The sequence below is a fragment of the Alloactinosynnema sp. L-07 genome, from assembly GCF_900070365.1.
Lineage (GTDB): Bacteria > Actinomycetota > Actinomycetes > Mycobacteriales > Pseudonocardiaceae > Actinokineospora.
Window position 1 is genome coordinate 7,369,275 of the sequence record NZ_LN850107.1, and the last position, 21,222, is coordinate 7,390,496.

Genomic DNA, 21,222 nt, shown 5'->3' on the forward strand with positions numbered 1-21,222 from the left:
ACTCCTGGTCAGTTCGGCGCCTGGGGCAGCGCGGCGGACAGTGACGCGACCGTCGGGTTGTCGAAGATCAGTCTGAGTGACGCGGGGACTTTCAGCTCGGCGCGGATGCGGGTCATGACCTGGCCCGCCTTGATCGAGTGGCCGCCGAGCAGGAAGAAGTCGTCGTGCACGCCCAGCTCCGGGTTGCCGAGGACCTCCCGCCAGATCGCCCGCACGACCCGTTCGACCTCGGTCGTGGGCTCCGCGGCGACGGAATCGGACTGGGCCAGCGGGTCGGGCAGCGCGGACACGTCGAGCTTGCCGTTCGCGTTGACCGGCAGCGCCTCCATGGCCACCAGCACCGTGGGCACCAAGTAGTCCGGCAGTCGGGAACGCAGGGCGTCCAGCAGGTCGGCCATGGACGCAGCCGGGTCGAGCGGCACCACGTACCCGATGAGCTGGGCGTCGCGGACCTGCACGGTGACTTGCCTGACCGCGCCGGTCTCGCGCAGGCAGGCCTCGACCTCGCTCGGCTCGATCCGAAAGCCGCGGATCTTGACCTGCCGGTCGGCCCGGCCGAGGCAGTCGATCCGGCCGTCGGCGCGGTACCGGCCCAGGTCACCCGTTCGGTACATCCGGGAACCCGGGGCGCCGAACGGGTCGGGCACGAACCGCTCGGCGGTGAGGTCCGGGCGACCCAGATAACCCCGGGCGACGCCGTCGCCGCCCAGGTAGATCTCGCCGACGAGGCCGGGGGCGGCCGGATGCAGGTCGGTGTCGAGCACGTAGGCCGTGCTGTTGGCGATGGGTCGCCCGATCGGGACGGTGTCGCCGACCTCGCCCGCCTCCCACGACAGGGCGAACGTCGTCGTCTCGGTCGGACCGTAGGCGTTGTGCACCGACGGCCCGCCGACCGACCGCAGCCGGGCGATCATCTCCGGGTCGGCCTGCTCGCCGCCGACGAGCAGCTGCCGCAGCCCGGCGAAGGTCTCCGGCGCCTCGCCCGCGAGCTGGCGGGCCAGGGACGTGGTCAGGAACATGAGGTCGACCTTGTTGTCCCGCAGGGTCTTCGCGAACGCGGGCGCCGACAGCAGGTCGTCCTTGGGCACGCCGACGATCCGGCCGCCCGCGCACAGCGGGCCCCAGATCTCGAACGTGGCCGCGTCGAAGGACAGGTTCGACACCTGAGCCACCGTGTCACCCGGTCCGAAGTGGACATAGTTCGTGTCCCGGACCAGCCGCACGATGTTGCGGTGGGTGACCCCCACGCCCTTGGGGGTGCCGGTCGACCCGGACGTGTACATCACGTACGCCAGGTTGTCCGGGTGCGGCGCCGACCCCGGCCGGGTCACCGGTCCCGGGACGCCGCCGTCGAGTGTCACCACGGTCGGCGCGGTGACCCGGTCGCGCAGGCTCTCATGCGCCACGACCACGGTGACCCCGCTGTCGGCGCACATGAACTCCAGCCGCGCCGCCGGGTAGGCCGGGTCGAGCGGCACATACGCCCCGCCCGCCTTGAGCACCGCCAGCGCCGCGACCACCCAGTCCGCCCGGAACTCCAGGCACAGCCCGACCCTGGTCTCCGCGCCCACGCCCAGCGAGCGCAGGTGGTGTGCCAGCTGGTTGGCCCGCTCATCGAGCTCGCGATAGGTCAGACTCTCCGCGCCATAGACCGCCGCCACCGCCGACGGGGTCGCGTCGACCTGCCGCTGCACCAGCTCGACCAGACTCGTGTCGCGCGGGTAGTCGGTCGCGGTGTCGTTCCATTCGGTGACCGCGCGGGTGTAGTCGGCCTCCCGCAGCGTGGGCACGTTCGCCAGTCGCGCGTCGGGCTCGGCGCCGAGTCTGCCCGCCAGGTGCAGGAAGTGGTCGATCAGCCCGGTCATGTGGTCGCGGGTAAACAGCGCCGTGCGGTACTTGAGGTACCCGCGCATCCCGTCGCCCTCGTCGATGACCTGGACCTCGATGTCGAACAGCGACTCCGTGCTCGTGCCATCGCCGAACGCGAACGTCACACCCTCCACAGTAGACGGAGCGGCGAGCGCGGGCGGGGCCGCGAAGGCGATCTGGAACACCGGGTGGATGCTCGCCGACCGGCTCGGCGAGAGCTGGTCGACCACGGCGGCGAAGGGCGGCCGCGCGTTGTCGAACGCGTCGAGCGCGGCGGACCGGACGGTGCCGAGCACGTCGGACCAGGTCGCCGCGTCGGCCAGGCGCAGGCGCAGCGGCACCATGTTGACCAGGCAGCCCACCAAGTCCTCGGTTCCCGGGTCGTCTCGACCCGCGACCGGGGTGCCGATGACCAGGTCCGAGGTCCCGCTGTAGCGACGCAGCAGCACGGCGAACGCGCTCATCAGGACCATGAACGGGCTCGACCGCTGGGTCTTGGCCACCTCGCGCACCGCGGCCGACACCTCGTCGGGCACCGCGAACCGCACGACGTCGGCGGCCAGGCCGGGGTCGGCGGCGCTCGCGGCGAACGGCAGAGCGACCGGGTCCGGCAGGTCGGCGAGCTCCGCGCGCCAGTGCGCCAGTTCGAGCTCGTGCGACCCGGCTGGGCGCTGGGCGAAGGCGGAGTAGCGCAGCTCCTCGACGTGGCCGTCGGGGTCGGCGTAGCCGTCGAGCAGGTCCCGCTGCAGCAGGGTCAGCGAGTAGCCGTCGACGGCGATGTGGTGGGCCACGACGATCAACTCGTGCTCGTCGTCGGCCAGCCTGGCCAGCGTCACCCGCAGCGGCGGGCCGTTGACCAGGTCGAACGGCGTGCGCAGTTCCTTGTCCCGCAACGCTTCCAGCGCCGACTCGCCCTGGCCGGTCAGGTCGAGCTCGCGCAGTGTCGGCGCCACGGCGGTGAGCTGGGCGACGTCACCGGGGTAGACCGTCCGCAGCGACTCGTGCCTGCGCACACACCGGGCCAGCGAGCCGCGCAGCGCGTCGAGGTCGAGCGGTCCGGTGATCCGGGCGTAGAGCGGCACGTTGTGCCAGGTGGAGCCGGGGAACAGCCGGTCGAAGGTGAGCATCTGCCGCTGCGCGACGGTCGGCTGCCACACGCGCGACTCCTCCTTCGTCGCGGTGAAGAGCCGGAAGGTCGGCGCGGAGGCGATCCCGGCCGACCCCAGCGCGCCGAATCCGGCCTCGGCCAGCAGGTCCCCCAGGGCGGGCGCGTCGTAGATCTGGCCGCCCTGGGTGTGGAACAGGTTGAGACTGAACATCGGCACCCACGCCGCGCCGGTCCCGCCCGCCTCGGGCGGAACGTCGGTGGTCTCCTCCAGGATCAGCACCGTGCCGCCGGGTCGGACCGCCCGGCCGACCCGCAGCAGCAGGTCGCGGGCGCGGTCGGGGGACAGGCAGTGCACGACGTTGAACAGCAGCACGATGTCGTATTCGGACCCGAGATCGTCGCTGAGCCAGTCGGCCTCGCGGAAGTCGATCCGGTCGCCCAGATCCTCTGGCCTGGCACCGGGCAGGTCGACGACGGTGACGTGCAGGTCCGGGTTGGCGTCGCGGAAGGCCCGCGCGTACCGGCCGTGGCCGCCGCCGACGTCGAGCAGCCGCCGGGCGGCGGGCTGGGCCAGCGGCAGTTCCGGGACGATGGCGTCGGCCAGTTCGCCGAGCATGGCTTGGAACTCGGCCAGCGCGTCGGGGTTGTCGGTCATCCAGCCGTAGAAGTCGACCGCGGGCTTCCCGTCCATAATGGACCGTTCGAGCTCGGCCCACTGGTCGAACAGCACGCGGTGCCAGAACGAGAAGACGGTGCCGTAGCCGGTGGACAGCCACTTCGCGCCGGGTGCGGCCCGGTAGCCCGCGGCGTCGCGCTCGGCGTAGGAGAACCCGACGAGGGCGTCGAGCAGGATCCGGGTGCCGCGCGGGTCGGCGGACACGGCCGCGGCGATGTCGTCGGCGGCCCGCGGTTCGTCGGTGAGCTGGGCGAGGATCCCCAACCGTTGGGCGGCGCCCGCGACGCGGTAGGACAGGGCGTGCAGGACGTCCAGATGCGGTCCGGGTGCTTCGTTGTCGGTGAACGCGCGCTGTTCAGCCTGCGGCAAGTTCAGCATCGGTCTCCCCCTTCACTTCGGTGCTGTGCAGCAGGTCTGGCAGGTCATCGATGCCCCGCAGCGTGGGCGACGCGGCGGCGAGCGCGGCCAGGCCGACCAGCACGGCGCCGGTGATGACGAAGACGAGCGCGATGCCCCGGCCGGGGCCCGTGCCGATCATGGCGCCGACGCTGTCGGCCAGCGCGCCGCCGGGGGCGAGCATGGGCTCGAAGACCTGGTCGGCCAGCGGTCCGGCGATGGCGAAGGCGAGCGCGGTCGCGCCCTGCGACACCATCCGCGCGCTCGCCATGACCCGGCCCAGGGTGTTCGGGGCGACCTTGGTCTGCAGCAGCGACATCGTGCAGCCGGTGATCACCGGCAGGGTGAACAGGAACGCGGGCGCGAGGATCCCGATGAGCAGCGGCGACGGCGACAGCGAGTGCGCGGCCAGCGCGACACCGCCGATGGCGAGGAACCCGGAGACGCCGGTGACCCGCCGCTTCGGCCCGCCCCACACGCTCATCGCGAGGCTGCCGAGCAGCATGCCCGCGCCACCGGCGAACATCAGCACACCCAGGGTGGCGGGGCCGGTGAAGGTCAGGATCAGCGGCTGCACGAGCACCCCGGCCAGCCCGAACGCGAAGTCGAACGCGCCGAGCACGACCAGCAGCGTCAGCAGTCCGCGCCGGGACGCCAGTTCGGTCCAGCCGCCGCGCAGTTCGGCCAGCGCGCCTGCGCGTTCGGCGGCCTCGACCGGGGTCGGCCTGGTGGCCCGCGTAGGGAGGCTCAGCGCGAGCGTGATCGCGACGGCGACCCCGTAGGTGGCCAGGTCGATCAGCACGACGCCGCGCAGGCCGATCGTGGCCAGCAGCCCGCCCGCGGCCAGGGGCGCGGCGATCTGGACCGCCATGCCCGCCTGGGCCAGCCCGTTGGCCCGGCTCAGGTGCTGTTCGGGAACGAGCAGCGGCAGCATGGTGGTGAAGGTGACCATGCGGAACGTCGAGCACATCGCGGTGACGGCGGTGATCGGGTAGACCTGCCAGACCTGCAGGTCACCCGCGTTGACCAGCACCAGCAGAACCCCGGTGGCGACTGCGGCGACGACGTCGCTGGCGATGAGCGTCATCCGTCGGTCGAGGCGGTCGGCCACGGCCCCGGCCAGCGGCGCCACGGCGATCGCCGCGACGGCCTCGACCAGCATGATCAGGCTGAACTGGGTGGCCGAGCCGGTGAGCTGGTAGACCCACACGCCGAGAACGAATCCGGTGATGGCCGTGCCCGCCAGGGAGACGATCTGCCCCAGCCAGATGGCCACGAACCGGCCGAGTCCTTCGCCTGCCTCCCGAGTTCCTGGGTCTCGCTGGGCCATCACGACGGTTCTCCTTGGTCGACCGGGGCGAGATGACCGGCTCGGACGTAGTGGGTGAGGTAGCGGCTGAGCAGCGCCGGGTCGGCGGGCGGGCAGACGATGCCCGCCGCGGCCAGCGCGGCCTCGGTGGCCGAGCAGTCGAAGACGCGGTCGCGCCGGTCCGGGGTCGGCCCGGACACGGCGGCGATCGCGGTGAACGCCGGGTCGTCGGACTCGGCGGCGCGGCGCAGCAGGAGCTCGTACCACCGCGCGTAGGGCAGCGCCTCGACGTCGTAGCCGAACTCCCGCAGCGTCTTGGCGATCACCGACGTGTGGATCGTCTGTCCATTGTGGAAATGGAAGTCGCGGCCCAGCGCCGACGGCTGCCGCGACAGCCAGCCGATGGCGGCGGCGACGTGGTCGACCGGGGCCATGTCCTCTTCGTCGTCGACCTCCGGCAGGGCGCCGAGTTCGGTGACGGTGCGCAGCTCCCGGCCGAACAGGTCCTCGGCGGGCCCGATCCCGGTGCGGCTGTCCCCGGTCACGCGCGCGGGCCGGTGCACCGACACCGGCACCCCGGCGGCGCGGGCCGCGCGGACGAGGGTGTCGGCGACCCATTTGCTCTGCTCGTAGCCGCGGTCGAGGGCTTCGGGCTGGTTGGGGGCCAGGTCCTCGGTCACCACGCCGGGCAGGTGCAGCGGGTAGATGCCCAGGGTGGAGACGAAATGCACCGGCACGGTCCGGTGGCGGGTGGCCAGACGCAGGACCTCCAGCGTGCCGTCGACGTTGGCGGGTTTGAGGTCGGCGTAGGACTTGGCGAAGTTGACGAGCCCGCCGCAGTGGTGGATCAGGTCGACCTCGGCGGCCAGCGCGTCGAACCGCTCCTCGGTCAGCCCGAGCCGGGGCTCGGCCAGGTCACCAGGGACCGGGACGATCCGGTGGGCGAACTCCGGCCGCCACAGTTCGTAGCCGCGCAGTGTCCGCTCGATCCGGTCCAGCGCGTCGGCCTCGTCCTTGGCGCGGACCAGACAGAAGATCCGGGCGTCGGTGTGCTGGAGCGCGTCGGCGAGAAGGTAGCCGCCGAGGAACCCGGTGGCGCCGGTCAGCAGAATCGCGCGCGGGTCGCGGTGTTTGGCGGGCTGTCCCTTGATGTCGGGTGGCAGGACGGCCTCGGCCCAGAGGTCGAGTGTGCTGTCCTGGGGCTTGTCGATCAGCGCGGCCAACTCGTCGAGCGTGGCGGTCTCGAACACCGCTTGGAGCGCCAGTTCCACGCCCAGGGCGACTTTGACGCGGGTGACCATCCGCGCGGCCAGCAGGGAGTGGCCGCCGAGGTCGAAGAAGTTGTCGTCGGCGCTGACCCGGTCGCGGTCGAGCAGCCTGGCCCACTCCGCGGCCAGCACCCGGCCGTTCGCGGTGGCGGGCTCAACGTGTCGCTTGGTCGCCGATTCCGGGGCGGGCAGGGCCTTGTGGTCGAGTTTTCCGTTGGACAGCAACGGAAACTCGTCGAGAACCGCCGTCTCGTTGGGAACCATGTAGTCCGGCAGCTTGGCGCGCAGGAAAGCCTTGAGGTCGGTCGGCACCGCGTCGGCGATGAGATAGGCGACCAGCTTGTCACCCCTGGCGACGACGAGCGCGTCGGTCACGCCGGGGTGGGTTCGGCAGGCGGCCTCGACCTCGCCGGGCTCGATCCGGTGGCCGCGCACCTTGACCTGTCGGTCGACGCGGCCGAGGAACTCCAGGGTGTCGTCGGACCGCCAGCGGGCCAGGTCACCGGTCCGGTAGAGCCGCGATCCCGGTTCCCCGAACGGATCCGGCACGAACCGCTCGGCGGTCAGGTCGCCGCGGCCGAGGTACCCGCGGGCGAGCGTGTCGCCGCCGAGACAGAGTTCGCCGGGGACGCCGTGGGGGACCGGTCGGAGACCGTCGTCGAGCACGTAGGCGCGGACGTGGGGCAGCGGCCTGCCGATGGGCAGCCGCGGCGAGTCGATCTCGCGGGCGTCGGTCGTGCGGTAGGTGGTGGCGCAGACGGTGGCCTCGGTGGGGCCGTAGTGGTTGAACACGGTGGAGCCGGTCATGGCCGACCACGCGCGGATCGTCTCCACCGCGACCGAGTCCCCGCCGACCATCATGGCGCGCACGGGGGCCGGGTTGTCGGGGAGGCCGGTCGCGGCCAGGTCGTCCACCCACTTCTGCCACAGGGGCACAGCGGTGTCGACCATCGTGATGCCTTGGGCGTTGAGAATGTCGGCGCCGCTGAGGCTCGCCGGGTCACGGCTGGGCTGGATCGCCGCGCCGCTGATCAGCGCGGGGAAGACGTCGCCGACGGAAGCGTCGAAGGTGAGCGGGGGGATCATCAGAACGTGCTCGCCCGGCCCGAACCCGTGCTCGCGGGCAAACGCTTGCGCGAGGTTGGCGAGGGTGCCGTGGGTGACCGCGACGCCTTTGGGGGCGCCGGTGGAGCCGGAGGTGTAGATGACGTAGGCGAGATTGTCGGCGTGCAACTCGACCGGCGGCGGCGCGTCGGCGGTGTCGCCGGTGATGTCGCCCGCCCCGATGACAGCGTGCGGCTTGGCGTCGTCCAGCAGCGCTTGGATGCGGTCGGCGGGGTGGGTCGGGTCGAGCGGCAGGTAGGCGGCACCCGCGGCGTGGATACCGACAATGCCGATGATCGCCTCGGGACCAGCGGGGAGCACCAGCGCGACAAGCGATTCCGGCCCGACCCCCCGCTCCCGAAGCCGCCACGCCACCGCGTTGGCCCGACGAACAAGCTCGCCGTAGGTAAGGACCCGCCCACCATCGATCACCGCGGGCGCATCCGGCGTCCGCACAGCCTGCTCCGCCACCAACGCGGGCACCAGAGCCCCTGGCTCCGCCACCAACGCAGGCACCGGGGCCCCTGTTGAACCCCCAAAACCCCCCTCGCGCAGCCCCCACCCTTCCCAGGGGGGACGGCCCTTGGCCAGTCTATCGGTGGCGGGTGTCAAAGGATCTTGGTTTGGGGGTGCCTGTGGATAAGTGACGGGACTGGGGACAACGGCGTCCGAATCCGTGTGGTCGAGTTCGAGTGCGGCAAGACATTCGGCGACGCGCTCGCCGAGTACCAGGCGATCGCCTTCAAGATCGCTGAGGTTTCCACGAGAGGCGAGGCCCGCCTGATGACGGCTGTTCCCAACGCCGCGGACAACGTGGCCGCCGGTGGCGATCAACGACCACTCCGCCGACGTCAGCAGGTCGATCTCGCTCACCCGAGCGTCCGGAGTGGACACTACGGCCGCGACGGCGCGCTGGAGGTAGTTCGCGAAGCGGGCGATGGTCGACGCGTCGAACAAGTCGGTGGCGTAGTCGATCTGGCCGACGTGGCGGTCGCCCTCCGGGGCGAAGGCCAGCGTCAGGTCGAACCGGGCCGCCGTGGTCGCGGTGGGGAGCGGGGTGACACCCAGGTCCGTGCTCGCCACGTCCGACGCGGCCGGGTTCAGGACGAACATCGTCTGGAAGACCGGGTTGTGGCTCAGGTCCGGGTGCGGGACCAGTTCCCGCGCGACCAGCTCCCACGGGTGGCTCTGGTGTTCCAGGGCGTTGACGGTGTCGGTCTTGGCCTGGTCGAGCACCGCGCGGATGGTGGGGTCGCCCGCAAGCCGATACCGCAGGGCGACGGTGTTGGCGAGCATCCCCACACAGCCCGACAGGCGGGTGTCGTCGCGCATCGGGACGCCGATGGCCAGGTCGTCCGACCGGCTCAACCGGCTCAGGACCAGCGCGAACGCGGTCAGCAACACCGGAAACGCGGTCAAGCCCTCCCGCGCGCAGAACTCGGCGACGCCGTCAACCGTGATCGGGTGACTCGCGCCGCGGAAGGACTGAGTCGGTGGACGGGGGCGGTCGGTCGGCAGCTCCAGCAGCGTCGGCACGTCCGCCAGGTAGGACGACCAGTACCGCCCGTGCCCCGCGAGATCGCGGTCGGCTTGCCACACCGCGTAATCGCACGCCGAGACCGCGGTCCCCTCGACCACCTGTCCCGCGAGCAACGCGCTCAGCTCACCCACCAGCGTCGACAGCGACGGCCCGTCACACACGATGTGGTGAACACACAGCGCGAACAGGTCCTCGCCCGCACACCGCACCAGCACAGCGCGCAACAGCGGCGGGTTGGTCAGGTCGAACGGCCGGGCAAACTCCGCCCGCAGCACCTCAATTCCGTCGTCCCCACCGTCTACAATCGATAGTGGGGGCGGAACCGCCGCCGCAACCCGCTGCACCGGTTCCCCGTCGACCTCCGCGAACGACGTCCGCAGCCCTTCGTGCCGGTCCAGCAGCACGGCCAGCGCCGCGCGCAGGGCCGAGATGTCCACCGCTCCGGTCAACCGCCAGACCTGCGACATCGTGTAGACGCCGTCAGTCGCGCCCACCTGGTCGAGGAACCACAGCTGCCGCTGCCCGGGCAGCAGCGGCACTACCGCGTCGGCGGGCCGTCGCGGGATCGTGTCCGCGCCCGCCAGGCCGCGCTTGGCGGCGAGAAGGGCGAAAAGGCGGTCGCGCTCGCTCACGCGGTTCCCTCCGTTCCCAGCAGGGCGGCGACCTCGTCGTCAGGCAGGGCGGCGATCTCCTCGCGCAGTTCCGCGACATCGGACAAAGCGCCGGGTGAGGACTCCGCCGCGCGCAGGGCGGCGGCGAAGGTGGCGATCGTGCGGGCGTCGAACGCGGTGCGCATCGGCACGTCGACCAGCAGGTGCTCCCGCACCCGCGCGAGCATCCTGGCCACCAACAGCGAATGTCCGCCCATGGCGAAGAAATCGTCGTGAACCCCGACCCGAGGCACGTCGAGCAGTTCCTGCCACAGCGCCGCGAGGGCGCGTTCGACAGCGTCGCGCGGGGCGACCTGCTCGGCGGCACCCTGGTTGTCCCAAGCAGGCTCGGGCAACCGGGAACGGTCGATCTTGCCGTTGGGCGTGAGCGGAAGCGCGTCGAGCACCACCACCACGGCCGGAATCATGTACTCGGGCAGCAGTTCGACGAGGTGCGGGCGCAGGTCCGCCGACGCGGACTCGACGTAGGCGGCGAGCCGGGTCTCGGCGCCAGTCCACACCCTGGCGGCCGCCTCGGTCACGGCCGGATGGGATCGCAGCGCCGCCTCGATCTCGCCGAGTTCGATGCGGAAGCCGCGGATCTTGATCTGGTGGTCGTCCCGACCCAGGAACTCCAAGGTCCCGTCGGCCCGGTAGCGGGCCAGGTCCCCGGTCGCGTAGAGGCGCCCGCCGGTGCCGAACGGGTCCGGCACGAACCGCTCGGCGGTCAGGTCGGCCCGGCCCGGATAGCCCCGCGCGACGCCGAGCCCGCCGAGGTGGATCTCGCCGACCACGCCGACCGGCACCGGCCGCATCGCCGAGTCCAGCACGTACACCTGCGTGTTGGCGATGGGCGGTCCGAGCGCGATCGGCCCGCCGCCGACCATTCCCGCGGTCGACCACACGGTGGTTTCCGTTGGGCCGTAGTTGTTCCACAGGGTGACCCCCTTGCCGGTCAGCTCGCCCGCGAGATCGGAGGTCAGTTCTTCACCGCCGCACAGTCGGGTGCGTACGGAGGCGGGCACCGGCCCCGCGGTCAGCAGCAGCCGCCAGCGCGACGGCGTGGACTGCAGGACCGTCGCCCCGGTCGCCACCAGTCGTGAACGCAGCAGCATGGGGTCGGTCGCCTCGGCGGCGTCGAACACCGAGACCGTCGCACCCCGGGTCAGCGGATAGAACAACTCCAGGACCGAGATATCGAACGACAGGGTGGTCACCGCCGCCCACACGTCGTCGGGCGACAGCGCGAGCATCGCGTCATAGGCGACGAGCAGGTTGACCACGGCCGCGTGCGGCACGGCGATGCCCTTGGGCCTGCCGGTGGAACCGGAGGTGTGGATGACATACGCGAGGCTGTCGCCGCCGAGTCGGACATCGGGCGCGGTCACCGGCCCGGTCGCGTCGACCCGAACCAGCGCGACGCCGTCGAGGAACGCCGAGGACGCGGTGACGTCGTCGACGAGCGCCACCGCGGCACCGGTGTCGGCGAGCATGTAGCGCAGCCGGTCGACCGGCCACGACGGGTCTAGCGGCACGTACGCGCCGCCCGCCTTCCACACCGCGAGCAGCGCGACCACCAGGTCCGCCGACCGCTCGACACACAGCGCGACGGCCACCTCGGGGCCCACCCCGGCCGACCGCAGGCCATGCGCGACCTGGTTGGAGCGCTGGTCGAGTTCGCGGTAACTCAGGCTCGACTTATTGTCGGCCACCGCGACGGCGTCGGGCCGGGCGGCGACCTGGGCGGCGATGAGGTCGAGCGCGGTGGCCGCGTCGGGCAGCGGCAGCGCGGTGTCGTTCCAGCTGACGACCGCGCGGTGGCGCTCGTCGGGGGTGAGCAGGTCGACGTCGCCGATCCGGACGTCCGGGTCATCGACCACAGTGGACAGAAGGCGGACGAAGTGGTCGGCCAGCCGCTCGGCGGTGGCCGCGTCGAACAGGGCGGTGTCGTATTCGAGGTCGACGTGAAGGTCGTCGCCGTGTTCGGCGGCGGCCAGGGTCAGGTCGAACTTGGCGATGTCGGCCATGACGAACCGCGGCTCGGACACTGTCAGGCCGGGCAGGTCCAGCACCGGCGGGGGAGTGCTCTGCAGGGTCAGCTGCACCTGGAAGACCGGGGAGTACCCGAGGCTGCGATCCGGGTGCACCGCCTCCACGATCCGCTCCAGCGGCACGTCGGCGTAGCCGACACCGTCGAGGGTCACGTCGCGGACCCGGCCGACCAACTCGCGGAACGTCGGGTCGCCCGCCACCGACGTGCGCAGCGGCACGGTGTTGACGAACAGCCCGATCATCGGCTCGGCGTCCACTCTGGACCGTCCGCCGACCGCGGTGCCGACCACGATGTCGTCCTGGCCGCTGTAGCGGGCGAGCAGGGCCTGGTAGGCCGCGAGCAGGACCATGAACAGCGTCCCGCCCAGACCGTGTGTGGCGGCGCGAAGCCGGACGGCGAGTTCGCGGGGCAGGTCGAAGCTGTGCACGCGGCCCGCGTAGGTCTGCGTGTCCGGCCGGGGCCGGTCGGTGGGCATGGTGAGCAGCGGCGGCGCGTCGCGCAGCTGCTCGATCCAGTAGTCCAGGGCCATCGCGCCCATGGGGCCCGCCGCTTCCTCCCGCTGCCACGCGGCGAACTCGGGGTACTGCAAGGGCAACGGCTCCAGCGCGCCGCCGCCGTAGAGCGTGCCGACCTCGTCGAGCAGGATGGCCAGCGACCAGCCGTCGGAGACGATGTGGTGCAGGGTCACCATCAGGAAGTGGTCGTCGTCGGCCAGCCGCAGCAGCAGCACCCGCAGCAGCGGCCCCTCGGCCAGGTCGAACGGCCTGCGCGCCTCGGCCTGGATCTCCGCTTCCGCGTCCTCGATCGTCCGACAATCCCTTTGTTCAACAATAGAATTGTTCAACAAGGGGATTGTCGGATTGTTGACCACCTGGACGGGATGGCCGTCGCGCTCGGCGAACACGGTGCGCAGCGCGTCGTGCCTGCGCACGACCTCGGTGAACGCCGCCCGCAGTCGGTCGGTGTTCAGAGCGCCACCGATCCGCAGGACCGTGGGCACGTTGTAGAGCGCGGAACCGGGGTGCAGCTTGTCCAGGAACCAGAGCCGCTGCTGCCCGAAGGACGCGGGGGTCACCGGGACCCCACTTCCACGCCGCCGCCGACGAGCGCGTGCACCATCGCCTCGCGCACCGTCGCGGGCACCTGGCTGGCGAACTGCCGCAGGTAGGCCAGCGCGTGGTCGCGGTCGTCGCGCAGGAACGGGAAGTCCGTCGGCACCATGTGCCGCACCGCCAGCAGCGGCACCGGGCTGCTCAGCGGCCGGAAGTCCGGATTCCACAGTCCGCCCTTGTCCGGCGGTCCGTCGTGGAACTCGCCGATCATCAGGCCGCGCTCGACGTAGTCCTTCTTGAGCGCGTCCTGCGAGCCGTCGATCATCGCGTCGACGTCGCCGGGAAACAGGTCCGGGAACAGCACCAGGATCGTGGTCAGCTGCGAAGCGGGCTGCGTGCGGGGAGCCAGCTCCAGGAACCAGTCGCGGTAGGGGAGCAGCGCCGCGGCCACCTCGACCGGATCCTGCGGACGGCCGGGGTAGACCGTCAGGTAGAACTTGCGCCGGTCGATCGAGGCCTGGACGAACGGGCACACGCTTCCCTTGCGCCCCAGGCTTTCGTGCGGCCTGGTCAGGTACTGGCGGGCCCAGTCGAGGATGGTGCGCAGGTGGGCGCGGTACGGGGCGAACTCGACGGGGAGCAGGTCGTGCTCGATGTCGTCGACCTCGAGGAGGACTCTGGCGGGGTCTGTCGGACTGGTCAGCATGGTTACTTCCCCTTGACGCGACGGGCCAGGTGGCGGACCAAGGCGGTGCCCGCGGCGGCCGTGCCGGTGGCCACCGCGCAGGCCACCCACGCGAGCGTGGTGTTCTGCCTGCGCGAGCGGCGCAGCGCGTCCGCGTAAGGCGTCGTGGTGTGCGAGATCATCGTGTAGAGCGGAACCCACCGGTCGCCGAGCACCTTGTTCAGCGCCAGGTCGGCCTTCTTGCGGGCGAGGAACAGCGGCGAGGCGAGCCGGTCTCGCAACTCGATGAAATTCTCCGCGGAAAGATCGGCCAGCACATCGGTGTTCGCCTTGCGAATCTGTTGGTACTCGGCGAAAGCGGCGCCCCAGTCGGCCGGATGGCGGTCGAGGCACTGGTCGAGGGTCACGCAGTCCTCGAAGGCGGAGTTCATGCCCTGGCCGTAGAACGGGTACACCGCGTGGCACGCGTCGCCGAGCAGCGCGACCCGGTCGCCGAAGTGCCACGGCGCGGTCCGCACGGTGACCAGGTGGCCGACCGGCTGGCTGAGGAACTGGTCGACCACGTCGGGCACCAGGTCGAGCAGGTCGGGGAACCGGCGGGTCAGCAACTCGTCCACCGACTCGCGGGTGCGCAGGGTGGCGAAGCTGTCCGGACCCGCCAGCGGCAGGAAGATCGTCCCGGTGAGCGAGCGGTCGGCGTTGGGGTGGGCGACGATGAGGCCGCTGTCGGCGGGCCAGACGTGCAGCGCCTCCGGGTCGGTGCGCTGGTCGCCCGCCCCGCCCGCCTTGATCGACAGTTCCTTGTAGCCCCAGGGCAGGAACTCCTGGTGGTAGTCGGCGGGCTCGCCACGCTGCATCTGGGCGCGGACGGTGGAGAACGCGCCGTCGGCGCCGATGACGGTCTGGGTCAGCACCCGCTGTTCGCCGTCGGCGCCGTGGAAGCGCAGGTCGACCGGGGCGTGGTCGTCGCCTTTGGTCAGCGCGGTGAGCTTGGTGTCGAACTCGAAGGTCACCGACGGCAGCGCCTCGGCGGCGTCGAGCAGCACGACGTTGAGGTCGTGGCGCAGCACCGACCGCAGGATCTGGTCGTCGCTGGTGCCGTAGAGGTGGTAGCCGAGGTCGCCGTCCGGCAGGTGCACGACCCGCCCCCGCATCGGCGCCGCGTGGGCGAGCACGTGGTCGAGGAGCCCGGCGTGGCGCAGGGCGGTGATGCCGCGCTGCGACAGTCCCAGATTGATGGACCGGCCGTGATCGGCCAGGTTGACCCGTGGGTCCGGACGCCGTTCGAACACCCGCACGCGGCAGCCGCGCTGGGCGAGGAGAACGGCCATGAGGCACCCAGAAAGTCCCGCGCCGACGACGACGACGTCTCGGTCGGATAAACCCGCACCCACCTACGTCTACCCCTTTCGAGACAACTCAAACCGGCATCCCACCCAGGCGAGGCCCAGCCGCGCGACGACTATCGCCACGAGATTCGGGAGTTTCGCCTGCAGCTAGGACGCGCCAACCGGGTCCAGGTTCACCCGGAGAGTATCCATGATGGACAGAGGTTCGGATTGGTCCGACGCATCGAACCTGATTCCTCTCTTTGGCGTAGCGATTGGTCGCCGTCGCCGGAAGAGAAGTGCGCGCGACCAAAGTCCACGTACATGACCTGGGAAAGTTCGCTCGTTTGGCCTAGCCGGTTAGGGGTATTAAGGGTTGGCCACTCGAATGGAGCAGTATCTGGGAACGCGGGAACGAGTGGATTCGGACGGTGTGTTCCGGCGGGCTCGCCGCGGCCTTACACTCCGCGGATCAATTCATTGTGAACCTTTGTGGAATGACCGTTTGATCCATAGTGGACGGACTTAGTCCAGCAAGGACACTCTGGCGAGGCTGATACGGCGGCGGACCGGCGCGTAGTGCTCGGTGACGGCGACCATGAACGCGGTGACGTCGCCGGAGCGGGCCGCGCGGGCCATGTCGCGGTGCACCTCGACGGAATCGATCTCGTCCTCGACCGTGATCACCCGCCGCAGGTGCGGGGCGACGCCGCGGTAGACCTCCCAGAACGCGCCGGAGAGCTGGCTGATCAACTCGTTGCCCAGCGGACGCACGAGCAGGGCGTGGAACTCCCGACAGGTCTCGACGAACCCGTCGTCGTGCCCGCCGCGGGCGGCCATGTCGGCGACCAGTCCGTCGAGGGCGTCGAGGTGCTCCGGGGTCAGCGCGTCGGTGATCCGGTCGGCCAGGCCGCGCTCGATCAGCTCGCGCGCGTCGATGAGGTCGGACAGCGCCTGGAAGTCGTCGGGGCTGAGCAGGCCGCGGAAGGTCAGGCTCTCGACCAGAGCCGACAGGCTCAGCTTGCCGACATAGGTGCCGTGCCCGTGCCGAACCTCGACGATGTCGAGCGCGTTGAGCGTCTTGATCGCCTCGCGGATGCTCGACCGGCTCACGCCAAGGGCCACGCACAGCTCGGTCTCGGTCGGCAGCGCGTCGCCCGGCCGAAGCTCGTTCTCCAGGATGAAGTCCTTGATGCGCTCGGTGACCTGGTGGCGCAGTGTGCGACCAGCCTGCGCCGCGGCCGCACTGAAGATCTGGGAACCGGTCACCGCTCACCCCTCTCGTCCTCGGCCTACCTTCTCACGGTCCCTCGCACCGTCCGCGCTCACCGCTTCGGGTGAACGCTGTCCCGAACCGCGCTCCGCCTCGCTCTGTCGAGGTGATCGAGAGGAGCAGGTGTGCGGATGCACGTTCTGGCGGAGTACGAACCGCCTTACCTGGGCGAGGCCGAGGAATTCCGGTGGCGGATCCCGCCGCCCCGCCCGCCCGCCGTGGTGCGGGTCGTCCCGTTCGACGCGGGCCCCAGCCGGGCGACGCTGGCCCGGCTGTTCGGCCTGGTCTTCGAGGCCATGGAGGGCCGACGCCCAGTCGCCCAGCTGAGCGCGATCATGTCCCCGCAGGTCCACGCGGCCATGACGACCAGGACCAGGGCCACCGCGGGCCACCGGTTCCGCCTCCTGCGCCTGCACCCATGCCGGGTGGCCGCCGACGCGGTGGAGGTCTCCGCGACCGTCGACACCGGGCGGCGGGTGGTGGCGGTCGCGGCTCGGCTGGAGCGGGACGGGGACTGGCGGTTCACCTGCCTGCGCTTCCTCACCACCAAGGCGCAGGCTAGGCCGACGTGATCGCGCTGGGGCGGCGGCCTACGATCTCGCGGAACGCCCGAATCAGGGTGTCTGGGGCGTGGCCGGTCGGGGGCCACAAGTCGATCGGATCTCGCATGTCATCACGGTTTGTTCGGTTGTCCGCGCTCGCGGCGGCGATGCTGACCCTGTCTCTCAGTGCACCCGCGACGGCGCAGCAGGCTGTCGATGAGCCCAAGCTGGAGGTCACCGGAACGTTCGACCAGCCGTCATACCGCACCGGCGACCAGTTCAGGATCACGTTGTCCATTCGCAACGTGGGAGACACGACGCTGGAGAACGTCTACGGCCGCTACCGGACACTGACCTTCGGCGGGACCCGAATCGGCGGCTTCACCAACGAGATGATGTTCTTCTCCGGACCGGGTGTGACCTTGGCGCCTGGGGACTCGCTCTCGGTGAACGCGACGGGTGCGATCGGCGACTCCTCGGCGACCTCGGCCACCGTCGAGGTCTTCGCCGGATTCAAGCCCACCGACCGCCGCTTCGTACCCAACCACGCGTTCACCGCCCCGGTGACCCCGACGACCGGGCCCGCGGCGGGCATCGCGTTCGTCGATCGCAACGGCAACCACCAGGTGGATGCGGGCGAACCGCTCGCGGGCGTACGGGTCACCGCCCGGGAACTGAGCTCGTGGCAGAAGTACAAAGTCACGACCAGCGACAGCCTGGGTAGATTCGCCTTCGCCGACCTGCCGACGTTGTCGCACCGGTTCGAGGGAGTGACCGAGCGGGGGATTGTCTACTTCCCCGAGATTCGGGCCACCGTCGACCAGGCAGGTGCCGCCACCAATCTTCGGCTTGAGGGCACGGCCAGCGCCGAGTCGGGCAGGGCTCGCTATCGCGGGTTCACTGGCACCTGGCGGCCCCGGAGCGGCTGAACCCCCCTCACCCGTTCGTGCGGCTCCCTAGGATCTGACCATCCGCCCGCACTCGGGCGTCTGGGGCTATACGACTTTGATCGGATTTGTGATATCCGCACGTTTCTCGCGCCTGTCCGCGTTTGTCGCGGTGGCGTTCCTCGGCTTGGCAGTGGGCGCTCCCGCATCCGCGCAAGAGCCCGCCAAGCCGCGGCTGGAAGTCATCGGCACGTTCGACAAGGAGTCGTACACGATCGGCGACAGCTACGACTTCACGGTCAAGATCCGCAACCTCGGCGACACCCCGGCGGAGAACATCGTCGGACTGGTCAGGGGGCAGTTGATGAATCGCACCTTCCCCGGGGACCTGTCCTCCGAGGGGCCGGGCGCGACGCTGGCGCCGGGGGAGACGCGAGAGCTGAAGTTCGAGGAGGGGTGGATCCTCAACCCGAGCACCGACACCCTCGTCGTCAATGTGATCGTCGGCGCCAAGCCGGTCACCTTGGCCGACGGGCACCAGTTCAGCGTGCCGGTGAAGGTGGTGACCCACCCGCTGGACGGCTTGGTCTACGCCGACCGCAACGGCAACAAGAAGCCGGACGCGGGCGAGGGCTTGCCGGGTCTGCCGGTGGAGGTGTTCACCATTTACAACTACAAGGTCATCCAGCGGGCCGTCACGGACGACACGGGCAGGTTCCACCTCAAGGCCCTGCCCAGTATGCGCCATCAGGTGATGGTCGCCGCCCAAACGCCGGGCGTGGTGTTCGGGTCCGACTATGTCGCAGTGGACCAGACCACCGTGGAGGTCCTTGGAGCGGTGACGCCGAGCCGCGTGTCGGCCACGGTGGGTTTCAGCGAGCGCCACTACGAGGTAGGCGACAGCGCGAAGGTGTCGATCCAGATCGCCAACCTGGGCGACGCGACGGTCCACGGTCTCAAGCCGAAGTGCGAGTCGAGCGCCGGTCATCTCACCATCTCCGACGAGGCGTGGGGTGAGTGGGATCCGAAGGGCGGCGGCGTATCGCTCGACCAGGGGATCACCAAGTCGTTCAGTGTCACCGGAACCGTGCCCGCGGGCGCCGCGGACCTGGGCAATGTGTCGTTCACCTGCTATCTGAATTCCGCCCAGGGAGCGGTCACCACGTTGTCGGCTGTCGCCGAGGTCAAGGCCGACTCTGTCGTCGTGCCGACCACGACGACGACCGTCGCGACCACGCCGACCACGACCACGCCGACCACGACCACGCCCGTACCGCAGGCCGCCAAGGGCCCGGCCGACGACCTGCCGGACACCGGCGCGAACGTCATCGGGCTCGCGGTGGGCGCGGTCGCCGCCCTGCTGGCCGGTGTCGGCGCGATCCTGTTCGCACGCAGGCGCCGCTCCGCCTGACCCGGTGCTAGACGACCACTGAGTCGAGCAGTCCCCGCCGGGCCGCTCGGGTCTGGTCGTCGTGGGCTTCGCCGAACACGGTGACGACCTCGTCGAACAGCTCCGAGTGGTCCCGGCCACCTGCTCGCCGAGTGGGGGTGGGTCGCGTGCCCAGGCCTTTGGCCGGGCCCGCGACCCGGCCACCCGCCTAAACTGAGCCATGGCCTATGACGAGGGAGTGGCCGCGCGGGTGCGGGATCTGGTCGGCGACCTGCCCGGCATGGTCGAGAAGAAGATGTTCGGCGGCCTGGCGTTCCTGTTCCAGGGCAACATGTCCGTCGGCGTCCACGCCGACGAGCTGATCGTGCGGCTCGACCCGGACAGCATCGCCGCCGCGGTCCAGGAGTCCGGGGTGCGGCCGTTCGAGGTCGGTGGGCGGTCCATGAAGGGCTGGATCCTGGTCGACCCCGAGGCCCACGACCTGGGCCCCTGGGTCGACAAGGGAGTCGACTACGCCGGATCGCTGCCGCCCAAGTGACCTGGTGTTAGAGCGCGACCGCGACACCTCTGGGCAACTGGACCAGCCGGGTGCCGTGGGCGGCCGACAGCGCGGCGGCGTCGTCGAGGAAGCCCGGCCAGTCCAGCCGGGCCACCGGCCGCGGTGGCTCGCTCAGCGGGCGGAAGAAGTTGTCGTGGTGGCACGGGATGATCACCTTCGGCCGCAGCCGCTCACCGAGCCGCTCGAAATACCGCGCAGTGCCCTGCCGCGCCGCGAGGCACGCGATCAGCACGTCCGCCGGTCGCTGCCTGGCCAGCGGCGCGTCCTCGATGCCCGCGCTGGTCTGCAGGTGGATGGCCACGCCGCCGACCTCGACGCGGTAGGCGAACACCTGGCCGCGCGGCCACCGGAACACGGTGCGCGGCAGTCCGGTCCCGCGCAGTTCGAGCACGTCGATCCGCCCCGCCACCGGCACCGTCCCGTGCCGGGACGCGACGGCCTCGACGGTGAACGGCCCGATCTCGACCTTCGCGCCGTCGGTCATGGTGCGCAACTGCCCGTCGCCGACCCCCTGCCGCCCGCAGATCTCCGTGGTCGTCGCGCTGCCATGCACCACGCACGCGGGATTGGCCAACGCCAGCGGCGCGACATCCATCGCGTGATCGAAGTGGGTGTGTCCGACAAAGATGGCGTCGACCTGCCCGAACGTGTCCGCGATGAGCCCGCGGTCCGGCCGCGCGGGCCGCAGGAGGGTGTCGAGGACGCCGGGGTTGCTGGCGAAGGGGTCGAAGCAGATCCGGGTGCCGTCCAGCTCCATCAGGAACCCCGCGCAGCCGGTCCAGGTGATCCGCCCGCCCAACTCACGCCCCAGCCACCCGGCCTCGGGCGCGTCCGTGGCGAACGGAGTGGGCGCCGCGCCCGGCAGCATCATGGGCAGCACACACGTCAGGCACATGGCCCCGACACTACCCACGGTCACCCGCCCGATCGCCGATTCGTGGCACCACACCACCCACGTGGCGCTTTGTCGCCCGGTCGAGCGAGATCCACTCTGGACCAATGGCCAGCACCTTCCAACGCCGCAAGATCACCAACGTCTTCCGCGCCATGGACCTGGACAACGACGGCTACCTCACCGAGTCCGACTTCGCCGCCCTCACCACCCGTTGGACCACCATCCTCGGCGCGTCCCCCGGCTCCGCGGACCACACCCGCGTCCAGGCGATCATGATGGGCTGGTGGACCACCCTCCACGCCGCCTCCGACGGCGACGACCGGGTGACGGTTGAGGAGGTGTTGGCGGTCGTCGACCACCTCTCCACCATGACCGAAGCCGTCACCGCCACCGCCCATACCCTTTTCGACGCCACTGACCACAATGGCGACAACGCCATCACCGCGGCTGAGTATCGGACCTTGGTGGAAGGGTGGAACGGGTCGCAGGCGGACGTGGACGAGGTCTTCCCTCTTCTCGACCTGGATGGCGACGGCACAATTTCCCGTGACGAGTTCACCGAACACTGGATCGAATTCTGGTCAGGCGATAATCCGGACGCTCCGGGGACCTGGGTCTTCGGCCGCTTCGACTAAAGA

General features: G+C 70.6%; 13 protein-coding genes. 5 read left to right on the forward strand and 8 right to left on the reverse strand.

What is annotated here, in order from left to right; translation table 11 throughout:
• Nucleotides 1-8: 8 nt before the first annotated feature.
• The 7 genes from BN1701_RS33675 to BN1701_RS33705 all read right to left on the reverse strand — a co-directional run bounded on the left by BN1701_RS33675 (nucleotide 9) and on the right by BN1701_RS33705 (nucleotide 16,307).
• A complete protein-coding gene (locus tag BN1701_RS33675; RefSeq protein ID WP_054055472.1) occupies nucleotides 9-4,031 on the reverse strand; it encodes a non-ribosomal peptide synthetase in 4,023 nt (1,340 codons plus the stop codon).
• A complete protein-coding gene (locus tag BN1701_RS33680) occupies nucleotides 4,009-5,379 on the reverse strand; it encodes an MFS transporter (RefSeq protein WP_054055473.1) in 1,371 nt (456 codons plus the stop codon). Before BN1701_RS33680 ends, BN1701_RS33675 begins: the two co-directional genes overlap by 23 nt.
• The gene (locus tag BN1701_RS33685; protein ID WP_054055474.1) at nucleotides 5,379-9,902 is read right to left on the reverse strand and encodes an amino acid adenylation domain-containing protein; all 4,524 of its coding nucleotides are present in this window, start codon (nucleotides 9,900-9,902) and stop codon (nucleotides 5,379-5,381) included. Before BN1701_RS33685 ends, BN1701_RS33680 begins: the two co-directional genes overlap by 1 nt.
• Nucleotides 9,899-13,048 carry a non-ribosomal peptide synthetase gene (locus tag BN1701_RS33690; protein ID WP_054055475.1) on the reverse strand — a complete coding sequence of 1,050 codons (3,150 nt, stop codon included), beginning with the start codon at nucleotides 13,046-13,048 and terminating at the stop codon, nucleotides 9,899-9,901. The genes BN1701_RS33685 and BN1701_RS33690 overlap by 4 nt, the downstream gene beginning before the upstream one ends.
• Nucleotides 13,045-13,731, reverse strand: coding sequence for a DUF6875 domain-containing protein (locus tag BN1701_RS36255; RefSeq protein WP_054055476.1), 687 nt, complete (start codon nucleotides 13,729-13,731; stop codon nucleotides 13,045-13,047). Before BN1701_RS36255 ends, BN1701_RS33690 begins: the two co-directional genes overlap by 4 nt.
• A 2-nt stretch (nucleotides 13,732-13,733) precedes the next feature.
• Complete coding sequence (locus BN1701_RS33700; RefSeq protein ID WP_255364671.1) at nucleotides 13,734-15,104, reverse strand: NAD(P)/FAD-dependent oxidoreductase; 1,371 nt, start codon at nucleotides 15,102-15,104, stop codon at nucleotides 13,734-13,736.
• A gap of 459 nt (nucleotides 15,105-15,563) precedes the next feature.
• The gene (locus tag BN1701_RS33705; protein WP_231949796.1) at nucleotides 15,564-16,307 is read right to left on the reverse strand and encodes a FadR/GntR family transcriptional regulator; all 744 of its coding nucleotides are present in this window, start codon (nucleotides 16,305-16,307) and stop codon (nucleotides 15,564-15,566) included.
• A 135-nt stretch (nucleotides 16,308-16,442) separates the two neighbouring features.
• On the opposite strand from BN1701_RS33705, the gene BN1701_RS33710 reads away from it, so the two are divergent.
• From BN1701_RS33710 to BN1701_RS33725, 4 genes are all read left to right on the forward strand, one after another.
• The gene (locus BN1701_RS33710; RefSeq protein WP_054055478.1) at nucleotides 16,443-16,883 is read left to right on the forward strand and encodes an Rv3235 family protein; all 441 of its coding nucleotides are present in this window, start codon (nucleotides 16,443-16,445) and stop codon (nucleotides 16,881-16,883) included.
• A 95-nt stretch (nucleotides 16,884-16,978) separates the two neighbouring features.
• Nucleotides 16,979-17,782, forward strand: coding sequence for a hypothetical protein (locus BN1701_RS33715; RefSeq protein WP_157368359.1), 804 nt, complete (start codon nucleotides 16,979-16,981; stop codon nucleotides 17,780-17,782).
• Between the two features lie 88 nt (nucleotides 17,783-17,870).
• Nucleotides 17,871-19,151, forward strand: a complete 1,281-nt coding sequence (locus tag BN1701_RS33720; protein ID WP_157368360.1) for an LPXTG cell wall anchor domain-containing protein — start codon at nucleotides 17,871-17,873, stop codon at nucleotides 19,149-19,151.
• A gap of 199 nt (nucleotides 19,152-19,350) precedes the next feature.
• Entirely contained in the window at nucleotides 19,351-19,668 is a 318-nt protein-coding gene (locus tag BN1701_RS33725; RefSeq protein ID WP_054055481.1) for a TfoX/Sxy family protein, read from the forward strand.
• A gap of 7 nt (nucleotides 19,669-19,675) precedes the next feature.
• Here BN1701_RS33725 and BN1701_RS33730 read toward each other — a convergent pair whose 3' ends face one another.
• The gene (locus BN1701_RS33730) at nucleotides 19,676-20,584 is read right to left on the reverse strand and encodes an MBL fold metallo-hydrolase (RefSeq protein ID WP_157368361.1); all 909 of its coding nucleotides are present in this window, start codon (nucleotides 20,582-20,584) and stop codon (nucleotides 19,676-19,678) included.
• A 104-nt stretch (nucleotides 20,585-20,688) separates the two neighbouring features.
• On the opposite strand from BN1701_RS33730, the gene BN1701_RS33735 reads away from it, so the two are divergent.
• Nucleotides 20,689-21,219 carry an EF-hand domain-containing protein gene (locus BN1701_RS33735; RefSeq protein WP_082860228.1) on the forward strand — a complete coding sequence of 177 codons (531 nt, stop codon included), beginning with the start codon at nucleotides 20,689-20,691 and terminating at the stop codon, nucleotides 21,217-21,219.
• The last annotated feature ends 3 nt before the right edge of the window (nucleotides 21,220-21,222 follow it).